Source organism: Maribacter sp. HS, from assembly GCF_048059195.1.
GTDB classification, from domain to species: Bacteria; Bacteroidota; Bacteroidia; order Flavobacteriales; family Flavobacteriaceae; genus Maribacter; species Maribacter dokdonensis.
The window spans coordinates 380,407-403,105 of record NZ_JAYLVV010000002.1; the positions used below are offsets into that span (position 1 = coordinate 380,407).

Annotated in this window: 21 protein-coding genes; 10 read left to right on the plus strand and 11 right to left on the minus strand. The window is 36.8% G+C overall.

Annotated elements, in window-relative coordinates:
• Positions 1–33: 33 nt before the first annotated feature.
• Positions 34–1,512 carry a helix-turn-helix domain-containing protein gene (locus VBZ51_RS01775; RefSeq protein ID WP_416575871.1) on the plus strand — a complete coding sequence of 493 codons (1,479 nt, stop codon included), beginning with the start codon at positions 34–36 and terminating at the stop codon, positions 1,510–1,512.
• 30 nt (positions 1,513–1,542) lie between these two features.
• On the opposite strand, the gene VBZ51_RS01780 is transcribed toward VBZ51_RS01775, so the two are convergent.
• Genes VBZ51_RS01780 through VBZ51_RS01790 form a run of 3 tightly spaced genes read right to left on the minus strand, consistent with a single transcriptional unit; the run spans position 1,543 to position 5,583 of the window.
• Positions 1,543–2,802, minus strand: a complete 1,260-nt coding sequence (locus tag VBZ51_RS01780; protein WP_416575872.1) for a serine hydrolase — start codon at positions 2,800–2,802, stop codon at positions 1,543–1,545.
• Positions 2,803–2,822: 20 nt separating this feature from the next.
• Positions 2,823–3,416 (minus strand): hypothetical protein, encoded by a 594-nt coding sequence (locus VBZ51_RS01785; RefSeq protein ID WP_416575873.1) that lies wholly within the window; start codon positions 3,414–3,416, stop codon positions 2,823–2,825.
• A 1-nt stretch (position 3,417) separates the two neighbouring features.
• Positions 3,418–5,583: a PEP/pyruvate-binding domain-containing protein gene (locus VBZ51_RS01790; protein ID WP_416576257.1), complete on the minus strand. Its 2,166-nt coding sequence runs from the start codon at positions 5,581–5,583 to the stop codon at positions 3,418–3,420.
• Positions 5,584–6,603: 1,020 nt separating this feature from the next.
• On the opposite strand from VBZ51_RS01790, the gene VBZ51_RS01795 reads away from it, so the two are divergent.
• Together VBZ51_RS01795 and ppgK are read left to right on the plus strand one after the other, a co-directional pair.
• Positions 6,604–6,909, plus strand: a complete 306-nt coding sequence (locus VBZ51_RS01795; protein ID WP_058103706.1) for a hypothetical protein — start codon at positions 6,604–6,606, stop codon at positions 6,907–6,909.
• Between the two features lie 139 nt (positions 6,910–7,048).
• The gene (ppgK, locus tag VBZ51_RS01800; protein WP_091606323.1) at positions 7,049–7,798 is read left to right on the plus strand and encodes a polyphosphate--glucose phosphotransferase; all 750 of its coding nucleotides are present in this window, start codon (positions 7,049–7,051) and stop codon (positions 7,796–7,798) included.
• Between the two features lie 82 nt (positions 7,799–7,880).
• Here ppgK and VBZ51_RS01805 read toward each other — a convergent pair whose 3' ends face one another.
• The 6 genes from VBZ51_RS01805 to VBZ51_RS01830 all read right to left on the minus strand — a co-directional run bounded on the left by VBZ51_RS01805 (position 7,881) and on the right by VBZ51_RS01830 (position 13,639).
• Positions 7,881–8,780 carry a DUF6503 family protein gene (locus tag VBZ51_RS01805; protein ID WP_416575874.1) on the minus strand — a complete coding sequence of 300 codons (900 nt, stop codon included), beginning with the start codon at positions 8,778–8,780 and terminating at the stop codon, positions 7,881–7,883.
• Between the two features lie 34 nt (positions 8,781–8,814).
• On the minus strand, positions 8,815–9,603 hold the full coding sequence (locus VBZ51_RS01810; protein ID WP_416575875.1) for an SDR family NAD(P)-dependent oxidoreductase: 789 nt from the start codon (positions 9,601–9,603) through the stop codon (positions 8,815–8,817).
• Between the two features lie 289 nt (positions 9,604–9,892).
• Positions 9,893–11,695, minus strand: a complete 1,803-nt coding sequence (gene typA, locus VBZ51_RS01815) for a translational GTPase TypA (protein ID WP_058103710.1) — start codon at positions 11,693–11,695, stop codon at positions 9,893–9,895.
• 105 nt (positions 11,696–11,800) lie between these two features.
• Positions 11,801–12,346: a hypothetical protein gene (locus tag VBZ51_RS01820; protein ID WP_416575876.1), complete on the minus strand. Its 546-nt coding sequence runs from the start codon at positions 12,344–12,346 to the stop codon at positions 11,801–11,803.
• Between the two features lie 52 nt (positions 12,347–12,398).
• On the minus strand, positions 12,399–12,983 hold the full coding sequence (locus tag VBZ51_RS01825; RefSeq protein WP_416575877.1) for a hypothetical protein: 585 nt from the start codon (positions 12,981–12,983) through the stop codon (positions 12,399–12,401).
• A gap of 89 nt (positions 12,984–13,072) precedes the next feature.
• A complete protein-coding gene (locus tag VBZ51_RS01830; RefSeq protein ID WP_215996432.1) occupies positions 13,073–13,639 on the minus strand; it encodes a DUF3575 domain-containing protein in 567 nt (188 codons plus the stop codon).
• Between the two features lie 84 nt (positions 13,640–13,723).
• Here VBZ51_RS01830 and kdsA point away from each other — a divergent pair, with 84 nt between their 5' ends.
• Both kdsA and VBZ51_RS01840 read left to right on the plus strand, forming a co-directional pair.
• The gene (gene kdsA, locus VBZ51_RS01835) at positions 13,724–14,542 is read left to right on the plus strand and encodes a 3-deoxy-8-phosphooctulonate synthase (RefSeq protein ID WP_091606340.1); all 819 of its coding nucleotides are present in this window, start codon (positions 13,724–13,726) and stop codon (positions 14,540–14,542) included.
• 47 nt (positions 14,543–14,589) lie between these two features.
• The gene (locus tag VBZ51_RS01840; protein ID WP_305521553.1) at positions 14,590–14,826 is read left to right on the plus strand and encodes a hypothetical protein; all 237 of its coding nucleotides are present in this window, start codon (positions 14,590–14,592) and stop codon (positions 14,824–14,826) included.
• Positions 14,827–14,872: 46 nt separating this feature from the next.
• Here the strand turns inward: VBZ51_RS01840 and VBZ51_RS01845 are convergent, their stop codons facing one another.
• Positions 14,873–15,253: a DUF1801 domain-containing protein gene (locus VBZ51_RS01845; RefSeq protein ID WP_416575878.1), complete on the minus strand. Its 381-nt coding sequence runs from the start codon at positions 15,251–15,253 to the stop codon at positions 14,873–14,875.
• A gap of 85 nt (positions 15,254–15,338) precedes the next feature.
• Between VBZ51_RS01845 and VBZ51_RS01850 the strand changes: the two genes are divergently transcribed.
• Positions 15,339–16,241, plus strand: coding sequence for a phospholipase A (locus tag VBZ51_RS01850; RefSeq protein WP_416575879.1), 903 nt, complete (start codon positions 15,339–15,341; stop codon positions 16,239–16,241).
• A gap of 25 nt (positions 16,242–16,266) precedes the next feature.
• Here VBZ51_RS01850 and VBZ51_RS01855 read toward each other — a convergent pair whose 3' ends face one another.
• Positions 16,267–17,256, minus strand: coding sequence for a helix-turn-helix domain-containing protein (locus VBZ51_RS01855; protein WP_058103719.1), 990 nt, complete (start codon positions 17,254–17,256; stop codon positions 16,267–16,269).
• 80 nt (positions 17,257–17,336) lie between these two features.
• Here VBZ51_RS01855 and VBZ51_RS01860 point away from each other — a divergent pair, with 80 nt between their 5' ends.
• From VBZ51_RS01860 to VBZ51_RS01875, 4 genes are all read left to right on the plus strand, one after another.
• Complete coding sequence (locus tag VBZ51_RS01860; RefSeq protein ID WP_416575880.1) at positions 17,337–19,670, plus strand: TonB-dependent siderophore receptor; 2,334 nt, start codon at positions 17,337–17,339, stop codon at positions 19,668–19,670.
• Positions 19,671–19,755: 85 nt separating this feature from the next.
• The gene (locus tag VBZ51_RS01865; RefSeq protein WP_416575881.1) at positions 19,756–20,475 is read left to right on the plus strand and encodes a DUF4198 domain-containing protein; all 720 of its coding nucleotides are present in this window, start codon (positions 19,756–19,758) and stop codon (positions 20,473–20,475) included.
• A gap of 343 nt (positions 20,476–20,818) precedes the next feature.
• On the plus strand, positions 20,819–21,121 hold the full coding sequence (locus tag VBZ51_RS01870) for a hypothetical protein (protein WP_416575882.1): 303 nt from the start codon (positions 20,819–20,821) through the stop codon (positions 21,119–21,121).
• The gene (locus VBZ51_RS01875) at positions 21,118–22,668 is read left to right on the plus strand and encodes a PepSY-associated TM helix domain-containing protein (RefSeq protein ID WP_416575883.1); all 1,551 of its coding nucleotides are present in this window, start codon (positions 21,118–21,120) and stop codon (positions 22,666–22,668) included. The genes VBZ51_RS01870 and VBZ51_RS01875 overlap by 4 nt, the downstream gene beginning before the upstream one ends.
• The last annotated feature ends 31 nt before the right edge of the window (positions 22,669–22,699 follow it).

Consider the following 22,699-nt stretch of genomic DNA (forward strand, 5'->3'; position numbering starts at 1 on the left):
GTACGCAAAATATAGTATCTTTAAAATCTCAATATGGAACAAGAATATATAAAACTCATTTTCGGCTTAAAACTTAAGCAGATACGAACAGAAAAGGATTTGTCATTATTTGGCTTATCTAAAATTTGCGGACTTTCTAAATCTTATCTTAATGAGATCGAGAAAGGAAAAAAATATCCGAAACCTGATAAGATCATCTTACTTTCTGAAAAATTAGAGGTACCCTATGATCAAATGGTTTCTTTAAAGCTAGATAAGAATCTTGCCCCTATTGGTGATTTATTACAGTCTAAAATTTTAAAAGAAATACCACTTGATCTGTTTGGCATTAAAGAAAGTGACTTAATTGATATTGTAGCTAACGCCCCGGCAAAAGTCAATGCATTCATAAGTACCATTATAGAAATTGCACAACATTATAGTTTTAGTAGAGAAAGTTTTTTCTTAGCGTCTTTACGTTCTTACCAAGAGGCGAACAACAACTATTTCGAAAATTTAGAGCAAGAGGTTCTCAAATTTGCAAAAGCCTATCATTTAGATTTATCAAAAAAACTTTCTTCAAAAGACTTAGAAGAAATACTAATAGAAGAATATGGATATAGTATTAACAATGGAGAATTAGAAAAATACGAGGCTTTGGAAAACCTAAGATCTCTTTTTGTTCCGGAAACTAAAACTTTACTGCTCTCTGCGGATATTAATGAAGCTCAACGTGCTTTTATTTATGCAAAAGAAATAGGTTATAACTTTTTAGCATATACAGATAGACTTTATTCTTTTCCTTGGATAAAATTTGAAAATTTTGACCAAGTATTGAATAATTTTTACGCTTCTTATTTTGCAGGCGCCCTACTAATACCCAAAACCCAGCTGACTCCACAATTAGAAGAGGTATTTAAAGAAGGAAAATTTAATGCAGATAAGTTCTTGTCTATAATTGACAATTATAATGCATCGCCAGAATCTTTTTACCAGCGATTAACCAATATTCTACCTAATTTTTTTGCGATACAAAATCTCTTCTTTTTAAGGTTTACCCATAGATTGGGCAGCAAAAAATACCATCTAAAAAAAGAACTTCATCTTTCTCATCAACATTCGCCCAGAGCAAATGAAACCAATGAGCATTATTGTCGTCGTTGGGTATCTTTAAAGGTCTTGAACGATATTAAAATGAGTCAAAAAGAGCATGAATTCGATATTCAAATATCTAATTACCAAGGCGAGGGCAACCAGTACATTGTATTATCATCTGCAACAAAGGATCCATTTAAGGACAATCAATACAGAAGTATCAGCATTGGACTTTTAATGAACAAACAACTTTCTAAAAAAGTGAAGTTTTTAAACGATCCAAGTATTAAAACGCAGCAAGTTGGCGTTACTTGTGAGCGCTGCGCCATTAAAAACTGTAAGGAACGTCAAAATTCTGCAATAGTTCTAGATAGAATTGATAAAAACAAAAAAGTAGCCACAATTGTAGAGGAACTACATAACAAGTTTAAATCATAATATGTATTAGAAAACTGATTGATCGTAAATCTATTTTCTAATAATTTTATCAATATTACCCGCTAAATACATATGGTCACTGGCAGAGTTTTTACGAAGTACGTTTGTCATTAACACCACCATATACCTACAATTATCCGGGTGTTCAACAATGATGACCGAGTTCATGAAATTGGTAACGTTGCCCATGTATTTTCCGCATGCCTCACCTTTGCTTCTATCGCATTTGTACAAAGAGCCCGACTTAAAATATACAGCGGCTTCTTTCAATGCCGGTGACTGTGCGTAGCGAATTCTACGATCGGTCATATACATTAATCGTTTCATCTCTAAACTTGATGCTTCATCTACCACCTTACCTTGTTCCAATTGAACCAAGAATTTCATTAAACCCTGTGGTGAACCTATACTACCGCCTTTATCGCCCACATAGGTATTTGCACCTCTAGTGAAGAAACTACCCAACCGCCATTCATCTGATGTAATGCCTAATTCACGTAAAGGCAAATTAACCACATCATTACTCAAATCTGTCAGCTCTTTTTTAGGAGTTTCCTTAAAATAAGTATCCGCCTCTTCTTGTGTCAGCTCAGGATACTTTTCACCAAATGCTGCCATTAACAGCGCCTCTCTCCATACTATACTTGCCGCACCGTTGTTGCTCACAGACAACATGTGATCTGCCCATTCATATAAAGAGAACACATCGCTGGCAATTACTTGACGTTTTACCAAGGTATTCTTTTCAATATTATAGATAGGAATGGTATGTTCATCCGTTAAGCCCCAAACTCCGGCTTTAACGGATTTATTCTTGAGTAGCTCCGTTCTTTTTTCAAATGAATCTGGGTAAATTTTTTCCAACTGTGTGAACAAGCCCAATAACACAGCCAACTTACCTACAGAACCTGGCTGATAGCCAGCAGTCTCATTTCGTTCTGCGTAGCGAACATTTTCTGGGTCCGATATATCTAAAACCGTTAACGAATAACTTTTATCCAAACCACGAAACAAGACACTGATCTCCTTCTGAAAATCTGCATCTACCTGCATTAGACCCATTGCGCTATCATTCTTTCTTGACAGCAAATTCAATTGAATATCGTTGTACGATTTCATGGCACCGACAGGTAAAGCCGATGCATCTTTAATCTCTCCGCTCTTGATCAGCTCCAATCGTTTTAAGCGTTTAATACCTGTGCGCTCGTAACCATCAATTGGGTAATATTTGTATGTTGTAAATGCGGATGCACTTAAAACAATCACTAACAATACTATAATTTTCTTCATACTCATTCCTAAACCAACTTTTAATAATTGTTATATGTAACATCAAATCGACCATCACTAACGTTTACAAATTGCCCGTTATCATCTAATGCCGAAAAGTAAAATGTTCCGGAAATAAATTTACTTTCCTGGTCAATTCTAATAATTTCCAAAACACCTCCAATACTTTTATTGGTATAAAATTCTGAATCAAGAGCGACCCCTTTTATCTTTTTATCAATAACACACTTAGCATTGGAGAGAGGAGTATCATTACTCTCTAAAGTAGTTTCTGATAAAGAGTATTTTCCTTCATTCAAAAAATCTTCGTCGCTATACACCTCCAATTGCATAGAAATTTCTCCATCTACTTTATTAGATGTAGCTAAAGCAAATCTATACCCATCTGAAGTCTTTTCATATGTTAAATTCAGCTCGGTCTCGTAATCACAATCCGTACAGAATTCCTCTTTCTTTGCCACAAATACTTGTCCATCAATCAGACAACCAAAGGTGTTTAAGCCTGCCGTACTTATTGCAGGTAATTCATCCATTACCGTAACATCATCATCTGAATTACAAGCTATAAAAACAAGAAAACACATGGCTAACAAATAAAACGAATTTCTGTTCATATCATATTTTAGTACTCAGCGAAATTTCTTTTGCCGTATTAATTTTTGGGGTGATGGATTCCAGATACCCAGAACTCAACGCTTTTTTATTTTCAACAAACGGTCTTATTTGAAACAACCATAATTTGTCTTCCTTAAAACCTAATTCCACATCATAAGCACCCTCATAATCCGAATTCGTTTCTTTTGGCATTGTTTCTCTAATGGTCATTGCCAAGGTTTTAATATCAGCCATGTTCTTTTCATTCAAAACCCTGTGCTCAAAAGTGGCTATTCTTTTGCCCGTACCACCTGTGACGGGAAGCGTATTATATAATGCTTCACGCGCAGGAGCCAATAAGCGATATCCGTTATCACTATAAATAGTATATGTTTCCGCTGACTGTCCATCAACAGCGCCTCCTGCACCTCTACTGAATGCAACGGTCAAGTCTTTATCATTACCTGAATTAATTCCCTTTGTGATCAAAACGCCCGAGTAATCTACATCTACACTTGGGATCACCAAAATAGAAGGGAATACATTTTCTGGATTCAACAAATACACTTGGCGCCATTTAAAACTTCGTTCTGTATATGGCGATGCCCAAACATCTTTAATACCCTCAATTATCTTTTCTTTGTCCAGCACGTTGAATAAAGTCAAGTTTAGTCCGGCACCGGTGAACTCCTTTAAATCTTCCATATTGGTATCACTACGTAAGAATACAGGAACCTTACCAAATTCAGCACCAAGAACCGATTTAAATTTAGTCTCCAATTGATTTTTAAAATCTTCTTTTAAAGGCATTTTTTTAATTGCCGTTCTTAGCGTCTCCAATTGTCTTAATTGATAATTTTCAACTTCGGGTTCAGGCACATCTGCACCTCTCATGCGTTCAGCCTCTTTAAACATGCTATTTAAAAACTCCCAATACGAAGTATTTTCGCCAGGCATGGTTTGATCCATATGATCTTTAAAGATCCCGAAAGGTATTACCAACCCCTCCACAACTTGCTCTGGAAACATCTTTTTCAACTGACCAAGGTTAGCAGCTTTTGGTCCGCATAAGGCTCCGGAATCACTGGCATCAACATCTCGCATGTTCAACACATCTGTAGTACCTAATTGAATTTTCTCAACTGGCACTTCTATCTTATCGGTATTTCGTTCTTTCTTTAGGAACAGTCCGCGTTCTTGATCTGTCATTTGCGCTTCTGGTTTTAAGATCACGTTCCCTTTATTTGAAACCGCATAAAATACACGGTCACCATCATACTTCTTTAAACTCTGAAGATTCTGATCGGATAGGGCAGCATTGGGTATACCTAAATTACGCGCCAATAATTGTACGTGCGATACCATATTACCTTCAGCCACAGTGGCTATACCTGCCACAGGTTTTAGGTCTGACGGAGAGCGCTGAAAAATATAAATTTTATCTGCCGATACCTCAATATCTTCAGATGAACCATCCACTACGACCAGTTCACCAAAGGCATAACCAGGGTTCAATCCCCTGAAGGTACTTTGATTGGTAATATCCATAACCATATTGGTCAAAGCCGATTCTTTAGATATAAAATCGCCCAACTGCCCCACACTTTGCCCTAAATGCAAAGCAACGGAACCCCTAATTCTATCATCTATAAATGCATAAGACTTAGGCTCAAAAGCTGTATACGTATTTACTACTTCTTGATAATTGGCTTTAACTGTCGCTGCGCTCCACTCCACGGCAGATCTTGCCGTTTCTAGCACTTGTGTCAATTCTGCCAATGTCAATTTACTTTCACCAAATTTACTGAGCGTACCAGAAATCTGCTCCCACTCCCACAATTCCAGATAGCCGGCACCCACAGATGCCGTGGTCAATGCACATATTTTTTCTAACTGACCACTAACCGTATCGGGCTCCCAATTAGGCGCGTTTTGAAATAGCAACTCTTCTAACTTCAAAGAAATATCCAATAACTGCAAACGTGCCAAGGACCGCTTTTCTGTTAACAGATCCTCCCTGATATCTAAAAGTAATTGAGCCGTTTCATTCACTATATAGGACGGGTTGTCATTATCTGCCTTTGCATTTATAAAAGATTGTACTTTATCTCCCAATAAAGTCCCTTTTACCAACTTAGATGTGTTTAGCAACGCCTGAACATCAACCGGTTTAAAAAACGTATTCATTGTAGTTACCAATCCGTCTAATTTCTTATTTAAATCGGTTGTCAATGATTTTTGATGTTTCGTTTTAAAATCTACTACTTTTTGAATATCGGCTTTTTCCGGCTGACTATGGATCTTGGTTCTAAGGTCCATAAACGGTGTGTACATATCCGAAATTACCTTGGACTGGCTTCGCATTAATTGTGCAACATTATCATCACCGTTATGGGGAATATCTTTTAAAGATTGGCGTATGAGATAAAAGTTATGGAGGAGAACTTTATCATCTGCCAAAATAGTTTTATAAAAATCGATTCCCCATGCCTCTTCGTCTTCTACCTGTACCGAGCCTCTATAGAACTGCCCTTTTTGATTGATCCAGCCATTATCTACCAAACGCAAATACTTATCCAATTGATATTGTTTTAAGCGCGAGTAGTTATGATCGGCATCCCACAGCTGATCAATATCCGTATATGCCAAAATTTGACCTAAATAGATATGATTGTTCCCACCCAAGGAGACCACTTCATCTTTGTAGCGGGCATGTTGCACGCCAGGACCAATATTATCCGGGCAGGGATCTTTTGGTTGTCTAATACTACCATCCGTACAGAACCAACGAATATCTTTATACGGACCCCTTATATCTGCCTTATATTTTTGAACCCATTGTTGAATATTATCAGTAGATACCCTGTCTTGCGAATAACCAAAATTAGATGCTAAAAAACACACTATGGCAACCAGCGTAAATTGTAGAGGAGATGTATAGTTTTTCAATGTATATTAATGTTTAATATAGTAAAGGTAGTACGTAATTTTTCTATTAAATAGTGTAATCCAAAAATATTTTACTTCATTATTCAAAAATTAGCGAACTGGTTTACAGCTATTTAACATTATAAAAATCTTTCATAATAAAATGATAAAATTAATCGTTATTCAACTAATTAGATTTCATTTGTATTCAGAATTTTAGACCTAAAAACAGGACTAAAATCAGGCAAAAAAATCGATAATTAACTTAACAAGAAAAAAATGAAATCACTATTAATTGTATTGTTCGTTTCCATTTCTACCTTGACCGCATACGGGCAAGACGAAAGCACTATGAACGCCACCTATGAAGGCTTCATAAATGGTACTTATGTGTTCACTGACGACGAAGGAGAACGTGTTGAATTCAACAACGTTGCCAATGGAGTAAGTGCAAAGTACGACCTTAACAGCTCTAAGTTCGTAGGTAGACAGTTCTCTATTACTTTTACGATTGATCTAGAGATGGACGAGGATGATGAGGAAATTCAAGTAAGCACGATTACAAACTTGCTAATGCCCGAATAAAACACTTAAAGGACCTAAAAAGGTCCTTTTTTTATGCTATAAATTATAGACATCCATAAACGTAAAAAACACACTAAATAATCGCACTTCAAAGAGCCGAAACTTTTTCGTTTCTTTGTAATTCATAACAAAATATAAAATGACTTTACTTGGTATTGATGTAGGTGGTTCTGGAATTAAAGGAGCGTTAGTTAATTCTGAAACCGGAGAAATGATTTCAGAACGTTTTAGAATACCCACTCCCATACCCAGAACACCCGAGGCAATGTCAGATGTAATAGCCCAGATAGTAACGCATTTTGACTACAAAGGCAAAGTGGGCTGTGGTTTCCCTACTATTATTAAAAACGGAATCTGTAAAGCCACAGGTAATCTAGATAAAAGTTGGTTAGGTGTTAATGTAGAAGAATTACTGGAAAAGAAAACCGGATTGGATTTTACCGTAATCAATGATGCCGATGCTGCTGGATACGCTACTATGAACTATGGTACCGGAAAAGGAGAAAAAGGTTTTGTAGTAATGATTACCATTGGTACCGGCTTAGGAAGTGGCGCATTTCTTGACGGAAGATTGATTCCTAATTTTGAGCTAGGACAAATTCCCTATAAAAAATATAGCAAAATTGAGAAATGGGCAGCGGGATCAGCCAAGGACCGTGAAGGACTCTCCTATAAAAAATGGGGCAAAAGATTCAACAAATTCTTAGAGTATGTAGAATTGATCGTATCTCCAGATTTAATAATACTTGGCGGCGGTGCCTCAAAGGATTTTAAAGAGTTCAAATCAAAAATAAAAATAGAGACCAGGGTCATACCTGCAGAATTACAGAACCACGCGGGTATTATAGGCGCTGCTGTTGCTTCACAATACAAAGCACAAAAAGTTTAGTGCTATAAAGTATAACCACATAGCATAAAAAAATCCCAAAGTTACCTTTGGGATTTTTTATTCTATTAATTAAGCTATATTCTTAATTCAAAATCTTAGCATCTGCCGGAGCATCAAAAAAGTCTTTTGGCAGATCATTCTCAAATGAGACATCGGTAAAATCAATTTTGGTTATATACTCACCAGGCTGATTACCTTCTACTGTCCAATACGTTTTAAATCCGCCGGGCATGGTAATACCATCAACTTTTTGCTCACCAATAAATTCAGTGAATTTTTCTGGAGCATGACCACCGTCCTTAAAATATTCCGGGTAAGAAACAATGTATCTCATTACCGCAATCTTATTGCTTTCTTTATTCACGTAAAGAATATAGTAATCGTCCGGTGCATCGCCCGTGCCTGCATCAAAAGTTACTTTTACAACATTGTAATCTTTATCTTTAAAGGTAGTAGGCTCCAATAGCTCTAAGTTCACTCCTTCTCCACTTAAAACAAACGGATGACCAACAAACCATAAGGGTGTCAATGCCCAGAATTTAGTATCATAGGCAAATGCCGTACTGTCCTTTGCCATGACCCAAGCCTTTTCACCAGTCCACCCAAATTTAGCCGAACTATCCGTAGCACTTGTATGTACCGCACGGTTGCTCCAAGTATCTACCGTTTGATAGCTATCTCTTGCCGTTTTCCCGTCTAAAGGCTGATAATTGAAACGAAAAGTTAGAGGACCATTGGCAAACCAAGTATCCAATCCACCATGCGCTTCCATAGCGTTCCATATTATTTTACCCGCCTCGGTTTCATTCAATCTATTTTTCGCTTTTTCAACTCTTGAATTTACCCATGAATCCGGATAAGAAATAACGTTAGATTCCGCAACCACTTCTTTGGTAGCTTTATCAACTGATTTAGGAGTTTCTTTACAGGATACGATTACTGCTAAAACTGATAAAAGTGAAAATTTGTAAAGTAATTTCATAATTGTGTGCCGTTTATTTATTTCCCAGTAAAAATCATACGGCTTTATGATCTAAACTAGCGGTTTTACGTTCCTCATAATTCTCGGCAACCTTTTTATCCAATTCTTGGGGTGCTTCAAAATTCAGGGTATTTTCCTTAAGTCGATCTTCACCGCCAAAAATTACTTGAAGTTCTTTATTAAATAAACCTTCTAATGATCGCTCTGCTACATACTCAGGTGCATCCATTTTTCTACCTTTAAACTTCTGCATCATCTCGGTATCCGTAGCCGTTGGAAAAGCACAGGTAACCGATACTTTAAAAGGAGCTAATTCGCGCCTCATAGAATCTGAAAACTGACGTATTGCAGCTTTGGTACTACCATAGACAGCATAGAACGGCATTCCGATCAATCCTAATCCCGAAGAAATGTTTAAAATATATGCATCTTCAGATGACTTCAGCAATGGAATACAGTACTTTGTCAATAACATAACAGCGGTAAGGTTGACGGCAACTTGATCGTACAGATCTTCATCTTGTATATCCTCTAACGGACCAGCCGCAACTATACCTGCATTATTGATCAAAATATCCAGATGCCCCCATTTATCTTCTATACGGGCTGCGGCATCTCTCAATATTTCAATATTGGCGACATCACCGGCTATCTTCATAAAGTTCACCTCAGGGTACTCCTCTGCTAATTGCTTGAGATTACTTTTGTCACGAGCGATTACCGCTACATTGGTTACTCCCTCTTTTATAAGGCTTTGAACCATACATTTTCCAATTCCGCGAGTACCCCCTGTAATGAGTACATTTTTACCATTTAGTTGCATATTAATAAGTGTTTAAGTTGAGTTAAATTGCACTTTAAATTAGCTAAAAAATGGACTATAAACGAAGAAAATTGCAGGATGAACCCATTATTAAGAAAGTAGGAAAATCTATCTTAAAATTTTGCGTTTTTCTTAATGAAATAGCTTTTATCAACCATAAAACCAGTGAAAATTGATAAAATTAAATACGCACAGTTTCCCCTTAAGTATATAAATTAGAAAAGCCACCTAAATAGGTGGCTTTTACATAGTAAAGGAAAAAAGTCCTTAAGAAAAAAGAACTTTTATTTTAAGCTATTTTATTACGCTTACGCTCGTTCTCCGTTAAATAGATTTTACGTAAACGTAAAAACTTAGGAGTTACCTCAACATACTCATCTTTTTGAATATATTCTAAAGCTTCTTCCAATGAGAATTTTATTGCAGGTACGATCTTGGCTTTATCATCTGCACCTGAAGAACGTACGTTAGATAGTTTTTTAGTTTTGGTAATGTTCACGGTCATATCATCTCCACGAGAGTTCTCACCAATTACCTGACCTTCATAAATATCTTCACCTGGATCAACAAAGAACTTACCCCTATCCTGTAATTTATCTATTGAATAAGGAATAGCCTTTCCTGTTTCCATAGAAACTAAGGAACCATTCTGTCTTTGTGGAATTTCACCTTTCATTGGTTGGTACTCTAAGAAACGGTGTGCCATAATAGCCTCACCCGCCGTAGCAGTCAACAATTGGTTACGAAGACCAATAATTCCTCTAGATGGTATAATGAACTCACATACCATACGATCGCCTTTAGCCTCCATACTGGTCATTTCACCTTTACGCATAGAAACCATTTCAACCGCTTTACCAGATACTGCTTCCGGTAAATCTATGGTCAATGCCTCAACAGGCTCACATTTTACACCATCGATCTCTTTTATAATAACTTGAGGCTGACCGATCTGTAATTCATACCCTTCACGACGCATGGTCTCAATTAAAACTGAAAGGTGTAATACACCACGACCGAATACCAAGAATTTATCCGCACTGTCCGTTTCGTTTACACGTAACGCCAAGTTCTTTTCCAATTCTTTTTGAAGTCTGTCGTTGATATGACGAGAAGTAACGAATTTACCATCTTTACCAAAGAACGGACTATCGTTAATGGTAAACAACATACTCATTGTTGGCTCATCTATAGCAATGGTCTTCAATGCCTCTGGATTTTCAAAATCGGCAACGGTATCACCAATTTCAAAACCTTCAACTCCTACCAAAGCACAAATATCACCCGTTTCAACTTCTTGTACCTTTTTACGGCCAAGACCTTCAAAAACGTACAATTCCTTTATTTTGGATTTCACAATGCTACCATCGCGCTTCACCAAAGAAATTTGCTGATTTTCTTTCAATGTACCTCTTTGCAATCTACCGATAGCGATTCTACCTGTAAATGAAGAGAAATCCAATGATGTAATCAACATTTGAGTGTTTCCTTCTTTTGGTTCAAAAGTAGGAATATGCTCAATTACCATATCTAACAATGGCTCAATGTTCTCAGTTTCATTTTGCCAGTCGGTACTCATCCAGTTGTTCTTTGCAGAACCGTATACTGTAGGGAAATCTAACTGCCATTCTTCTGCACCAAGCTCGAACATCAAATCGAAAACTTTTTCATGCACCTCCTCTGGAGTACAGTTTTCCTTATCTACCTTATTAATTACCAAGCATGGCTTTAAACCTAAATCAATTGCTTTTTGTAATACAAAACGTGTTTGTGGCATGGGTCCTTCAAAAGCATCAACCAATAACAAAACACCATCGGCCATGTTCAATACACGCTCTACTTCACCACCAAAATCGGCGTGACCAGGAGTATCTATTATATTAATCTTAGTATCCTTATATACAACGGAAACGTTCTTGGATGTAATGGTAATACCACGCTCTCTTTCCAAGTCGTTATTATCCAAAATTAAATCACCTGTATTCTCGTTTTCACGAAACAAGCTACAGTGGTACATTATTTTGTCTACCAAGGTGGTCTTACCGTGGTCAACGTGCGCAATGATCGCAATATTCTTTGTAGTAGTGGACATAAGGTCTTATTTAAGCGTGCAAAGATACTTTAAATATTTATAGCTACACTTAAACTTATGTTATTTTTATCTTATTGATTTTGAGAGAGTTCCCTTATAGGCATGCTACTTTTTTATACCACCTACAACCCAACCAAGTCTAACATCTATTAAAATACCTGCATCCTTATAAAAATCATCAACAAAAATACCGGGACCAAAAGCCAAGCCCCAATAGAATCCTTTTCTGTAAGTACGCTGAATACCATATACTAAAGCACCGTTATAAAAATAATCCGAGGCGTATTCCAAATCACCAATTATTGGCGTACCCAATTGAAGTTGATTTAAAAATGCAATGTAGTTGCCCGAGTTGCCAGATATATTCTTTCCATTATTTAATCTTCTATTAAAATTTATGTATTGCCTTACATCTGCTTCTAGACCAGGATATAATCCAAACCTGGTCTCCCTATCTGTACCGCCATTAAGTGCAAATCCTAAGAACGCCTCTAAATTCAAAGTAGTTTTATCAGCGACCCCTAGTTCATAAGATATCCCTGGTGCTAAGGCATTAACTTTAAAAAGTCCATCTTCCACATGCTTAACAGATTGTGCATTCAAATAAAAAGCTGATAACAGAATAACGGATAAAAAAATGGTTTTTTTCATAATGTAGATTGATTTGATTTTATGCGGGATGTATATCAAATACCAGACCAGATCAATCAAAAGTGGGCTTTCTGGATTTTCTTTTGGTAGCGACCCATCCAAAGGTCACATTAAGCAAAAAGCCATGACCGCTATCTAAAGTTTTTGAATCAAAATAGCCATAACCCACTTCTGCATTTACATTGAACCCTTTTCTGTTGGTTCGCTGAATACCGTATACTCCGCCATAGAATGCAAAGGCATAATCACTATTTCCGGCAGAGATATTATCTGTAAACTGTACAGGCTCCCAGAAAATGCTCCGTGCAGGACCAATGTAATTTGCAGAGTTACCTATTACATTCTTATTGACATCTAAACGCTCTTGAAAATTATGGTAATATCTAATTCTGGTATGCCATGCATAACCCAAAGCATAGCCTTCTTGATATCTTGCAAATGCTGGAGTAAAACTTGTAGAAGCACTTACATTTTTAAACAACCCTAGCTCGTACCTAATACCTGGTCCCAATAGATTAATGGTGAATTGATGACGCTCTAGATTGATGAGTCCGTTACCTTTTTCCGAGAAATCCCTTATTTGTGCATTGGACAAGGAAACCGATAAGAACAGTAAAACAAGTGTGATTTTTTTCATGTAGATTGATTGATGTTGCAACTAAAACTACAAGATTAAAAAAAGGTAAACACTTGATTTAAAGAAATATTAAGAAAAAAGGTAAGATATTACCTACCCACACACCAACGTTTCTCACTGATGATCCAGCCAATACTTAAGTTGGCAACCGGATAGATTCCGCCCTCAAACTGCCCAGCGTAATAGCCCGCACCAACATCTACTGAAAAATTAAAACCACTATCATAACTACGTTGCAAACCTGTAACCAAACCTGCGTACCCAAAAGCACCTTTTACATTTTCATTGGCAATAGTTCTAGGACTTGGAAAAAACACAGCTGCAGCCGGTGCTATGTAATTGGCAGAGTTGCCATAAATCTGTCTTCTATTGCGTTGTCGTTTTTCAAAGTTGTAATAATACCTATACTGAGCGGCAACTGCCGGAAAAACACCCAATTCATCATAAACATCTGGCAACAATGGATCTAATGCCACTTGAATACCAGCTTTAATATCAAAAGTAGTGTTGGCACCCAATGCCATTTCATACTCTAGACCGGGATTTATAAGGTTGATCTTTACTTGCCTGAGCTCACAATTTTTACCAAATTGAGCATGTATATTAGATGCAACAAACGCCAGCACTATTAATAAAGTAAATTGTTTGATTTTCATTCAGATTTTTTGATTTCGACAATCTTATCCTAATAGAACAGTAAGCTTCTTAAAATAGTATCTTTGTTTAAAAATATTCGACGAATGAACCTATCTCTTATACCCCAAATAAAACATACGGACAGTAACAACTTTTTTCTTCTCTCTGGACCCTGTGCCATTGAAGGTGAAGATATGGCATTGCGCATTGCAGAGCATATTGTGACCATAACCGATGAGCTTAAAATACCCTATGTATTTAAAGGAAGTTTTAAAAAAGCCAACCGTAGTAGGCTGGATTCGTTTACTGGCATTGGAGATGAAAAGGCTCTAAAAATTTTACGTAAGGTTTCTGAAACCTTTAAAGTCCCTACGGTTACCGATATACATACAGAACAAGATGCCGCTATGGCTGCCGAATATGTAGACGTATTGCAAATACCTGCATTTTTAGCCCGCCAGACCGATTTAGTTGTTGCCGCTGCCGAAACCGGAAAAACGGTCAACATAAAGAAAGGGCAATTTATGAGTCCGGAAAGTATGAAGCATGCCGTAAATAAAGTTACCGAAACCGGAAACGAGCAAGCTATCATCACCGATCGTGGAACCATGTTCGGTTACCAAGATATGATCGTAGATTTTAGAGGTGTACCTACCATGAAACAATTTGCTCCCGTGGTATTAGATGTAACCCATTCTTTACAACAACCCAATCAATCTTCTGGCGTAACTGGTGGTAGACCAGCTTTGATCGGCACCATGGCTCGCGCTGGTGTTGCTGCGGGAGTTGACGGACTATTCATTGAAACGCATTTTGATTGTGCCAATGCCAAGAGTGATGGTGCCAATATGTTAGACTTAGGATTAATGAAAAAGTTATTGACAGATTTAGTGGCGTTAAGAGCAGTTGTTAATGAGTTTTAAATTTTTATAATAGCTAATAACAATTCTTTAAATAAATTTAGAACGAAATGAATAAAGTAATACCTATTTTAACCATACTATTATTGTTCTCCATAGCAAGCTTTGGTCAACAAACAGGAAGTACCAGAATGACACAAACTGTAGTTACTAATGGAATTGGGATAGGTAGCGCACTTGCTATTGTAATTTCATGGGACAGAAACAAATCAATTCTGTATGCGCTATTACACGGAATCTTGGGCTGGTTTTATGTAATTTACTACGTTATAGTTAGAGAAAAATAGTGAAATCCAACTATTAAATAAGGTTTATAGTACTAAACATTTACAATCAAAGTAAATCCTTTTGCTTATAAAACCCATTTTTACGAACGGAATAAGCATCTTGTAAAACATCAACTAAAATATCGTTATCTATTTCCTTTGAGGTAGTGTAACGTAATGAACGTACTACTTTTCTGTTTTCAGAAACTAGTACGTTCAAATGTTTGGTAAGGTGAGCAGAATTCCAAAAAGCAATATCTACAAACTTTTTTTTATGATTTGCATTTAAATAACAAATGGGAGATTTCCCAATGTAAAAACAAGGTATATTCCACTTAAATTTTAGTTCAACACCTGGTAAGGTTGTTTCGATCATCATTTGTAGATGCATTAAAATACCTTTGTACGGTTCCGGTTGGTTATAAATATAGTGCTCTGCTGGGTTCATATCTCTATCAATTGCATTAAGATATCGCACGAATACGACTATGAATTCTAATCAAATATATAATTTTGCCACTTTATAATTTATCATGAGCTTAAAAACAACTTATTTATTTTTCTCTATTTTAATATTTGGCTGTACCACAGGTTTTTCACAAGATAGTGAAGATGATAATTGGTATTTTAATAATAGTAAGACCTTGACGGAGTTGTGGGAGCTAGATGATGAACATCATCGTGGTAATTTTATCCTTACCTCTTATAAGCCTATCTACATGACATTGGCTAAATATTCTACAAACCCTAACGAGTTTCCTGTAGCCGAAAATTCAGATAAAGTCCTAGACGAACCCAATAGTTTAAATGCTGTTGAAGCAAAATTTCAAATCAGTTTAAAAACAAAGATTTTTCATAATATGCTGGGCGGGCGAATGGATCTTTGGATGGGTTACTCACAAACTGCCTACTGGCAAATTTATAATACCGAGCGCTCAAGACCTTTTAGAGAACTGAATTATAAGCCAGAAATCATAGCCAATTTCCCAATTAAGTTTCCCATTCTCGGATTTGATGCAAAAATGGTGGGTGTTTCGGTCATTCATGAATCAAACGGACAGTCAGATCCCATCTCCCGAAGCTGGAACCGTATTGCCTTGCACGCCGGTTTTGAAAAAGGTAACTGGCAGGTAATGCTAAAACCATGGTTACGTGTGGGAAGCAAAATTGACGATAACGAAAATATATCTGATTACATAGGAAGAGGCGAAGCCGACGTTACCTATGATTGGGGCAGGCAACGTTTTAGAGCCATAGCCCGGCATTCACTGAATTTAGGAGATAAAAGCAGGGGAAGCCTACAGTTGAACTGGTCTTTTCCAATTCATAAAAACTTCAATGGCCATGTACAGTTTTTTGATGGATATGGAGAAACGCTTATAGATTACAATCACCGACAAACAACCCTTGGCATAGGCGTCTCTTTAATAAACTAGTAACCTAGCCAATACACAATGTCGTTTACTGAATATTGGTTTTAAATTTTTTGGGCGTAGTACCTTCTTGACGCTTAAAGGCTGCAGAAAAATGGGTTGCATTCTTATAACCTATTTGCTCCGCAATTTCATAAATAGGCAAATCAGTGTTCACCAGAAGTAATTTAGCCTTTTCTATTTTTTTATTGATACTATATTCATGAACGGTTTGTCCAAAAACCCGCAAGAATTCCCTGTTCAGCAGGGTTTTATTCATACCCACTTCTTTAGACAATGTAGCCACCGAATAATTAATGGCTAAATTATCACTGATCTTTTTTTTGACACTTAAAAGTTTCTTTACCCTGTGACTATTTTGAACCGAGTTGTTCTTATAATGCTCTTTCTTATAATTGGAAACTTGTATGGCCAACATTTCAAAAACCTTAGCCTTCAAATAAATTAGTCTTGCCGTACCTTCTAAACTAAGCGTATCAAAAGATTCAAGAATTACCATCATCTCATTAGAAATGGGTACTACCAAATTATCATCTATAAGTTCTTTTAATTTAAGATCATTGAAAAAACCATGTTTTGTTAAGAACGCATTAGACAACCTTACTTTAATTTCCTTATAAGTTTTGTTCCCTGCAATCTTAGACGTGCCATGAAAAGATTTAATATTTGCCATGTAAGAATCACCGCTACCTAAAAAAATATCTTCACAACCTGCAACAGATATTACCCGTTCACCCTCAATTAAAAAAGTAAGCTGCACAAAATCTATAGTTAGCTGTTGTTTTAAGATAATATCTTTCTGTAACCTAAAATGCATTGCAGATATACAAACATCTTCAATTTGTATTACATCTATACGGCCTTGCCCAAATGAATCTTTTATACGGTATACCTTATGGTCAATATCATTGTTCTGCTTTACCTCAACACAATCGGCAATTTCACTATACGAGATTTTATTGGTCTCAGATAAATCAACAATCTGTACATCTGTAAAACTGCGTCTTTTTTTTATCATTTCACGTCATTTCTAATCCACAACAAGGTCATAAATTCGCTTCAAATTTATTTAGACTAATTAAAAATAACAAATATTAAATGAAGAATCTTTACACTATACTGATCTTGTTCATAGGCACATTGAGCACTTTTGCGCAGTCTGCAGGAGTCTCAGGGTCGGTAGTTGATCAAAATAATAAACCACTTTCAAATGTGAACATCACTATTTCACATACAAGCTTAGGTACTACCACAGATGCCAAAGGTAAATTTGAGATAACCGATCTGGCACCTGGCGCATACACCTTAACATTCTCCATCATGGGGCATGATACCAAACAGGTACAAGTAAACGTAGTTGCCAATAGAATAAAAGAAATACCGAATGTATCGTTACCGGAGAAAAGTGAACAATTAAATGAAGTGGTGGTAAAAGGCCATCATAACAAATACGCGGTAAAAACACCCTCCTCCTCCTTGCGTCTAAAAACAGAAGTAGCTAAACTACCCCAAAACATTCAAATCATCAGTAGTGAACTATTGCAAGATCAGCAGGCTACGAGTATTATGGATGGGGTGATCAGAAACGTATCTGGTGTAACCATGTTAGAGCACTGGGGGAATTTTGCCAGGGTGAATATGAGAGGATTTAGATTACCTGCATTTAGAAACGGTTTCAACGTACAAGACTCCTGGGGTCCATTATCAGAGGACATGGCCTTTGTTGACCAGATAGAATTTGTAAAAGGTCCTGCAGGTTTTATGATGTCTGCCGGTGAACCAGGCGGATTTTATAATGTAGTAACCAAAAAACCTACGGAAAGAACTATTCGTCAAGTTTCATTGATGGCCGGTAGTTTTGACAATTACCGAGGTACTTTAGACCTTGGCGGCAAGGCAACAGAAAACGGAAAGTTATTGTACCGTTTTAATGCCATGTACCAAACAGCTGACAGCCATAGAGGCAATGAAGACGCTGAGCGTTATGGCTTTGCCCCTGCCCTAACCTACAAGCTTTCCCAAAAAACAGCTGTAACGGCAGAATTAAATGTACAACAGGCAGAAAGTTATATGGGTGCCGCTTATGTTTTTGCCCCTAATGATGATGGCTACGGTAGTTTAGATAGAGATTTTAAATTTACCGATACCAACTATCCAGCATCAGAAATTCAAGAAGTAACATTCTTTGGAACCATAAAACACTACTTTAATAAAGATTGGAGCTGGGAAACAAAATTTGGTTCTTTACGCTATGATCAAGTAGGAAATTCTACTTGGGTCTGGTCTTTAGAGGAAAATGGAGATGCTGTAAGGTACATTAGCAATTGGGATGCCTTATCCGTTGGAAAATATTTTCAAAGTTATATTACCGGAGCATTCCATACAGGTGGTATAAATCACAATATACTGGGAGGATTTGACTATAGCCAAAAAGAATATTGGGCAGATTTTAATCAATTCGGCTTAACGGATGTTGATCAACCCTTCAATATTTACAACCCTGTTTACGGAAATACCGAACTTCCTATTTTTGACAAATCTACCCCGGTACAATACAGAGACAATATTTACAATTACGGGGGAATTAATCGCTCTGTATATCTGCAAGATGAAATAGGTTTCTTCAACAATAAAGCAAGATTAACCCTTGCCGGAAGATACACTCACCTGTTCACAAGGGGTAAAGATGAAACAGATTCTAAAATTACGCCACGTATAGGTTTAAGTGTGGATATATTACCTACACTAAGCGCCTATGGTCTATATGACCGCTCTTTCATTGGTCAAAATGGCGTAAGCTTCAGCGGGGAAGCATTTGATCCCGTTGATGCAAACGATATTGAAGGAGGTCTTAAAAAGAGTTTTTTCAACGGAAGGTTAAGAACATCCTTGGGTGCTTACCAGATTACCAAAGAAAACGTATTGGTCACCGATCCAGAAAATCCTAATTTCTCTATACAGTTAGGTGAAATACAATCTAAAGGTATTGAGTTTGACCTGCAGGGCGAGGTAACCCCTGAGTTGAATGTTATACTCAACTACGCTAATACCAACGTTGAAATTACGGAAGATACCGATCCAGAAAATATTGGTCAACGTGTAGCCGGTCATGCAAAACACATTACCAACGGCTGGCTTAATTATAAATTCTCTGAAGAATCCAAACTTCACGGTTTTGGTGGCTCATTAGGGTATCAATATCAAATAGACCGTTCTACCTGGTCTTGGGGAGCGGACAATGAATCTCAATTACCAGATTATTTCAGGTTAGACGGAGCCTTGTCATGGAGCAACGACAAACTTAGGGTACAGATCAACGTGAACAACCTACTAGATGAATACCTCTATTCAGGATCTAATTACGCTGCTTATTTATACTGGCAATCTGAACCCGGTATTAATGGTAGAGTTACCGTAACCTATAATTTTTAAAGAACAGCATACAATTTTTTGTTGAGTTAGTTCAAATTGGTTATCCCCTCGGTTTTACCGGGGGTGTAGCCTTAAAAAAATAAACATGAAAAAAACATTTATTACACTTACTTTACTACTATTTTCCATATCGCCCATGTTCGCCCATTATTTATGGCTTGAAACGGACCGTACCGGCAGTCTAAACAAAGAACAAGAGGTACGTGTATACTTTGGAGAATACACTTATGGGGTTATTGAAAAAGTAAAAGGTGAAAACTACCCATCCGTTTCAAAGTTTACATTATGGCTTATACATCCTAACGGTAAAAAAACAGCATTGAAAATTTCTTCCAAGGAAGAATATTATGTAGCCCATTTTATCCCAAATACAAATGGCACATATACCGTTGCCCTAAACAATGATGATATAGAAGTGCTAGATTATACAGAATGGGATTTCGGTATTTTTAAAACACACTATCAATCGACAGCAAAAGTTCAAGTGGGCGACCAAGCCACAGCTACTAAAACTTTGAACCAAGATGGTATCGTTATCAAAGAACTACCCGGCACCGATAGTCAAATTACACTACAAGTACTATTTAAAGGTAAACCCTTAGCTAAAAATGAATTTAAACTATATGTATCTGACCTATGGAGCAAAACCATAGAAACAGATGAAAATGGAGAAGTAAGTTTCTCTTTGCCCTGGAACACCAAATATACTATGGAAACCACTTTTGAAGAACGTGTTCCCGGCACATTCAATGGTAAGGAATATGAATTTATATGGCACTGTGCCACCTATTGTATTTCAAAATAACCTCTAGCAATGATCACCGCAATTCTAATACTTTGTTTTACTGGTTTTTATTTGGGTTACGCCACAACTAAAAGACAAAAAGTGCCAGTACACTTACATATTGAAAACTGGTGTCAAAAGAAAAGTAAAGTAGCAAATTCTTTAGGTTATGTCTTGCTACTATTTGCCTGTTCCCTAACCATTTACCATTTTGGTTGGGGTTCAGGTATTTTTACTTTTTCTGTCATTTTAATGACCATTGCAAGTCTTGTAATCTTGTTACAGCCCTTACACCTAATTACTTACAAAACCTTAATACCAACCGTTCTATTCATATTCTTGATCGAATTTTCACTTCTCTGATATGCCCGCTAATTCAAAATACCTGAATCCGTCTTTCTGGCCACGTTTCTCAAAAATTACCGCAGCTCTTCTTGGCGGTTTTATAGTATCTGTACTTTTTCATTTGGCAGTTGCCAGTTGGTTTGATCATGTGACCGTAATCATAACCAGTACCTATAGCGCACTTATTCTGTGGGCAGTTTTAATGATTGTAGCGTTTTTAGCAAAAAACGGCTGGAAAATTTGGGGTATTTACCTGCTTACATCCATCATTTTGGCAATTATCATGTTTTACGGCAAAGCTTTAAATCCAATTCTACAATGAACAAAAGAACTTATAACATTCTATTTCATTTACACACCGTTAGTGGTATCGTTATCAGTGTAGCACTTTACGTTATTTTCTTCACAGGTTCATTTTCATTTTTTAGAGATGAGATTGCCAATTGGGAACGTGGGCATACCGTAGAAATTCCTGATGAAATACAGTTGAACTTTGATGAGACCTTTCAACACATGTCAACCGAGAAAAACCTGTATGGAAGGGATATTGAATTAAGGCACTATTACAACGAACAGAATATTGGGGTGAATTTAGGCAGCTCCAAAGATACTTTGCTAACCAAAGAGGATGCCGCAGGCTCATTTTATTATTTGAATACCAAAGATGCATCTACTACAGACTACGTTAGCTCATATACATTGGGGGAGTTCTTGTATAGACTGCACTTTTTTGCACAACTGCCCCACCCTTTTGGGTATTATTTATCTGGTTTTGTAGCATTCTTTTTTCTGTTTGCGCTGTTAACCGGTATTATAGTACACTGGGATAAGATCATTTCCAATTTCTACGTATTTAGACCAATGACCAAACTAAAAACCGTGTGGACAGATGCCCATACAGCTTTGGGCGTTATAGGTTTTCCTTTTCAATTCGTTTATGCCGTAACCGGAACGTTCTTTATGTTAAAAGTACTATTGGTTGCGCCTACTGTATTGACATTATATGATGGTGATGACAAAAAGCTATATGAGGACCTAGAATATGCTCATCCGGAATTTGAATTTCAGAATACTCCACTGACCCGTCCGGTTAGTATTAACAAATACGTAAACAAAGTCAAAGATCAATGGACCAATTTTAAAGTAAACGAAGTACATATCTTCAACTACGGTGATACGGGCATGCACGTATCGGTAAGTGGCAACTTGGATTTTAAGGACAAAATAAACGGTTATGGTTACACTATTTTTAACGTAGCCGATGATAGTGTTCATAGTGTAAAAGACCCCACAAAAAAAATACAGTACCTAGATGCCGTTAAGGGTATATTTTATAGGTTGCATTATGGGGATTATGGGGGATATGGCTTACGCATTATCTCTTTTATACTTGGTTTAATAGGATGTTTTGTAATACTTAGCGGTGTACTTATATGGTTAACCGCTAGAAACAAAAAGAACATACCCCTTAAAAAAAGAAAGTTTAACGAAACCGTAGTACGGTACTATTTGGCGATTTGCCTAAGCCTATACCCAATAACGGCCTTATCATTTATTTTGGTACAGGTCATTAATCCTGCGGGCATGGGATTATTGTATCAATTTTATTTTATAGGATGGCTGCTAATTACCATTTTCTTTGTAATTAAAAAAGACAATTATTTCACCAACAAATACACCTTACTTTCAGGCAGTTTAATTGGACTGACCATTCCTATTGCAAATGGTTTTTGCTCTGGCAATTGGCTTTGGGTGAGCCATGCAAAAGGTTATGACCAAATTCTGTTTATCGATGTCTTTTGGATTGTAATTAGCATTACTGGTTTACTTATTCTTAGTAAATTGAATGCAAAGCAAAAAAAATCTTGAAAATACAGTTGATTAAAAATACCGTTATCAT

What these genes read in the sequence shown, in the direction of transcription:
- VBZ51_RS01805 (WP_416575874.1), bottom strand. Translation starts at nt 8,780, where the DNA reads ATGAAATTACTTTACAAATTTTCACTTTTATCAGTTTTAGCAGTAATC.
- VBZ51_RS01820 (WP_416575876.1), bottom strand. Translation starts at nt 12,346, where the DNA reads ATGAAAAAAACCATTTTTTTATCCGTTATTCTGTTATCAGCTTTTTAT.
- VBZ51_RS01840 (WP_305521553.1), top strand. Translation starts at nt 14,590, where the DNA reads ATGAATAAAGTAATACCTATTTTAACCATACTATTATTGTTCTCCATA.
- VBZ51_RS01850 (WP_416575879.1), top strand. Translation starts at nt 15,339, where the DNA reads ATGAGCTTAAAAACAACTTATTTATTTTTCTCTATTTTAATATTTGGC.
- kdsA (WP_091606340.1), top strand. Translation starts at nt 13,724, where the DNA reads ATGAACCTATCTCTTATACCCCAAATAAAACATACGGACAGTAACAAC.
- VBZ51_RS01825 (WP_416575877.1), bottom strand. Translation starts at nt 12,983, where the DNA reads ATGAAAAAAATCACACTTGTTTTACTGTTCTTATCGGTTTCCTTGTCC.
- VBZ51_RS01810 (WP_416575875.1), bottom strand. Translation starts at nt 9,603, where the DNA reads ATGCAACTAAATGGTAAAAATGTACTCATTACAGGGGGTACTCGCGGA.
- VBZ51_RS01865 (WP_416575881.1), top strand. Translation starts at nt 19,756, where the DNA reads ATGAAAAAAACATTTATTACACTTACTTTACTACTATTTTCCATATCG.
- VBZ51_RS01855 (WP_058103719.1), bottom strand. Translation starts at nt 17,256, where the DNA reads ATGATAAAAAAAAGACGCAGTTTTACAGATGTACAGATTGTTGATTTA.
- VBZ51_RS01830 (WP_215996432.1), bottom strand. Translation starts at nt 13,639, where the DNA reads ATGAAAATCAAACAATTTACTTTATTAATAGTGCTGGCGTTTGTTGCA.
- VBZ51_RS01795 (WP_058103706.1), top strand. Translation starts at nt 6,604, where the DNA reads ATGAAATCACTATTAATTGTATTGTTCGTTTCCATTTCTACCTTGACC.
- typA (WP_058103710.1), bottom strand. Translation starts at nt 11,695, where the DNA reads ATGTCCACTACTACAAAGAATATTGCGATCATTGCGCACGTTGACCAC.
- VBZ51_RS01845 (WP_416575878.1), bottom strand. Translation starts at nt 15,253, where the DNA reads ATGAACCCAGCAGAGCACTATATTTATAACCAACCGGAACCGTACAAA.
- VBZ51_RS01785 (WP_416575873.1), bottom strand. Translation starts at nt 3,416, where the DNA reads ATGAACAGAAATTCGTTTTATTTGTTAGCCATGTGTTTTCTTGTTTTT.
- VBZ51_RS01790 (WP_416576257.1), bottom strand. Translation starts at nt 5,583, where the DNA reads ATGAATACGTTTTTTAAACCGGTTGATGTTCAGGCGTTGCTAAACACA.
- VBZ51_RS01860 (WP_416575880.1), top strand. Translation starts at nt 17,337, where the DNA reads ATGAAGAATCTTTACACTATACTGATCTTGTTCATAGGCACATTGAGC.
- VBZ51_RS01780 (WP_416575872.1), bottom strand. Translation starts at nt 2,802, where the DNA reads ATGAAGAAAATTATAGTATTGTTAGTGATTGTTTTAAGTGCATCCGCA.
- VBZ51_RS01870 (WP_416575882.1), top strand. Translation starts at nt 20,819, where the DNA reads ATGCCCGCTAATTCAAAATACCTGAATCCGTCTTTCTGGCCACGTTTC.
- VBZ51_RS01775 (WP_416575871.1), top strand. Translation starts at nt 34, where the DNA reads ATGGAACAAGAATATATAAAACTCATTTTCGGCTTAAAACTTAAGCAG.
- ppgK (WP_091606323.1), top strand. Translation starts at nt 7,049, where the DNA reads ATGACTTTACTTGGTATTGATGTAGGTGGTTCTGGAATTAAAGGAGCG.
- VBZ51_RS01875 (WP_416575883.1), top strand. Translation starts at nt 21,118, where the DNA reads ATGAACAAAAGAACTTATAACATTCTATTTCATTTACACACCGTTAGT.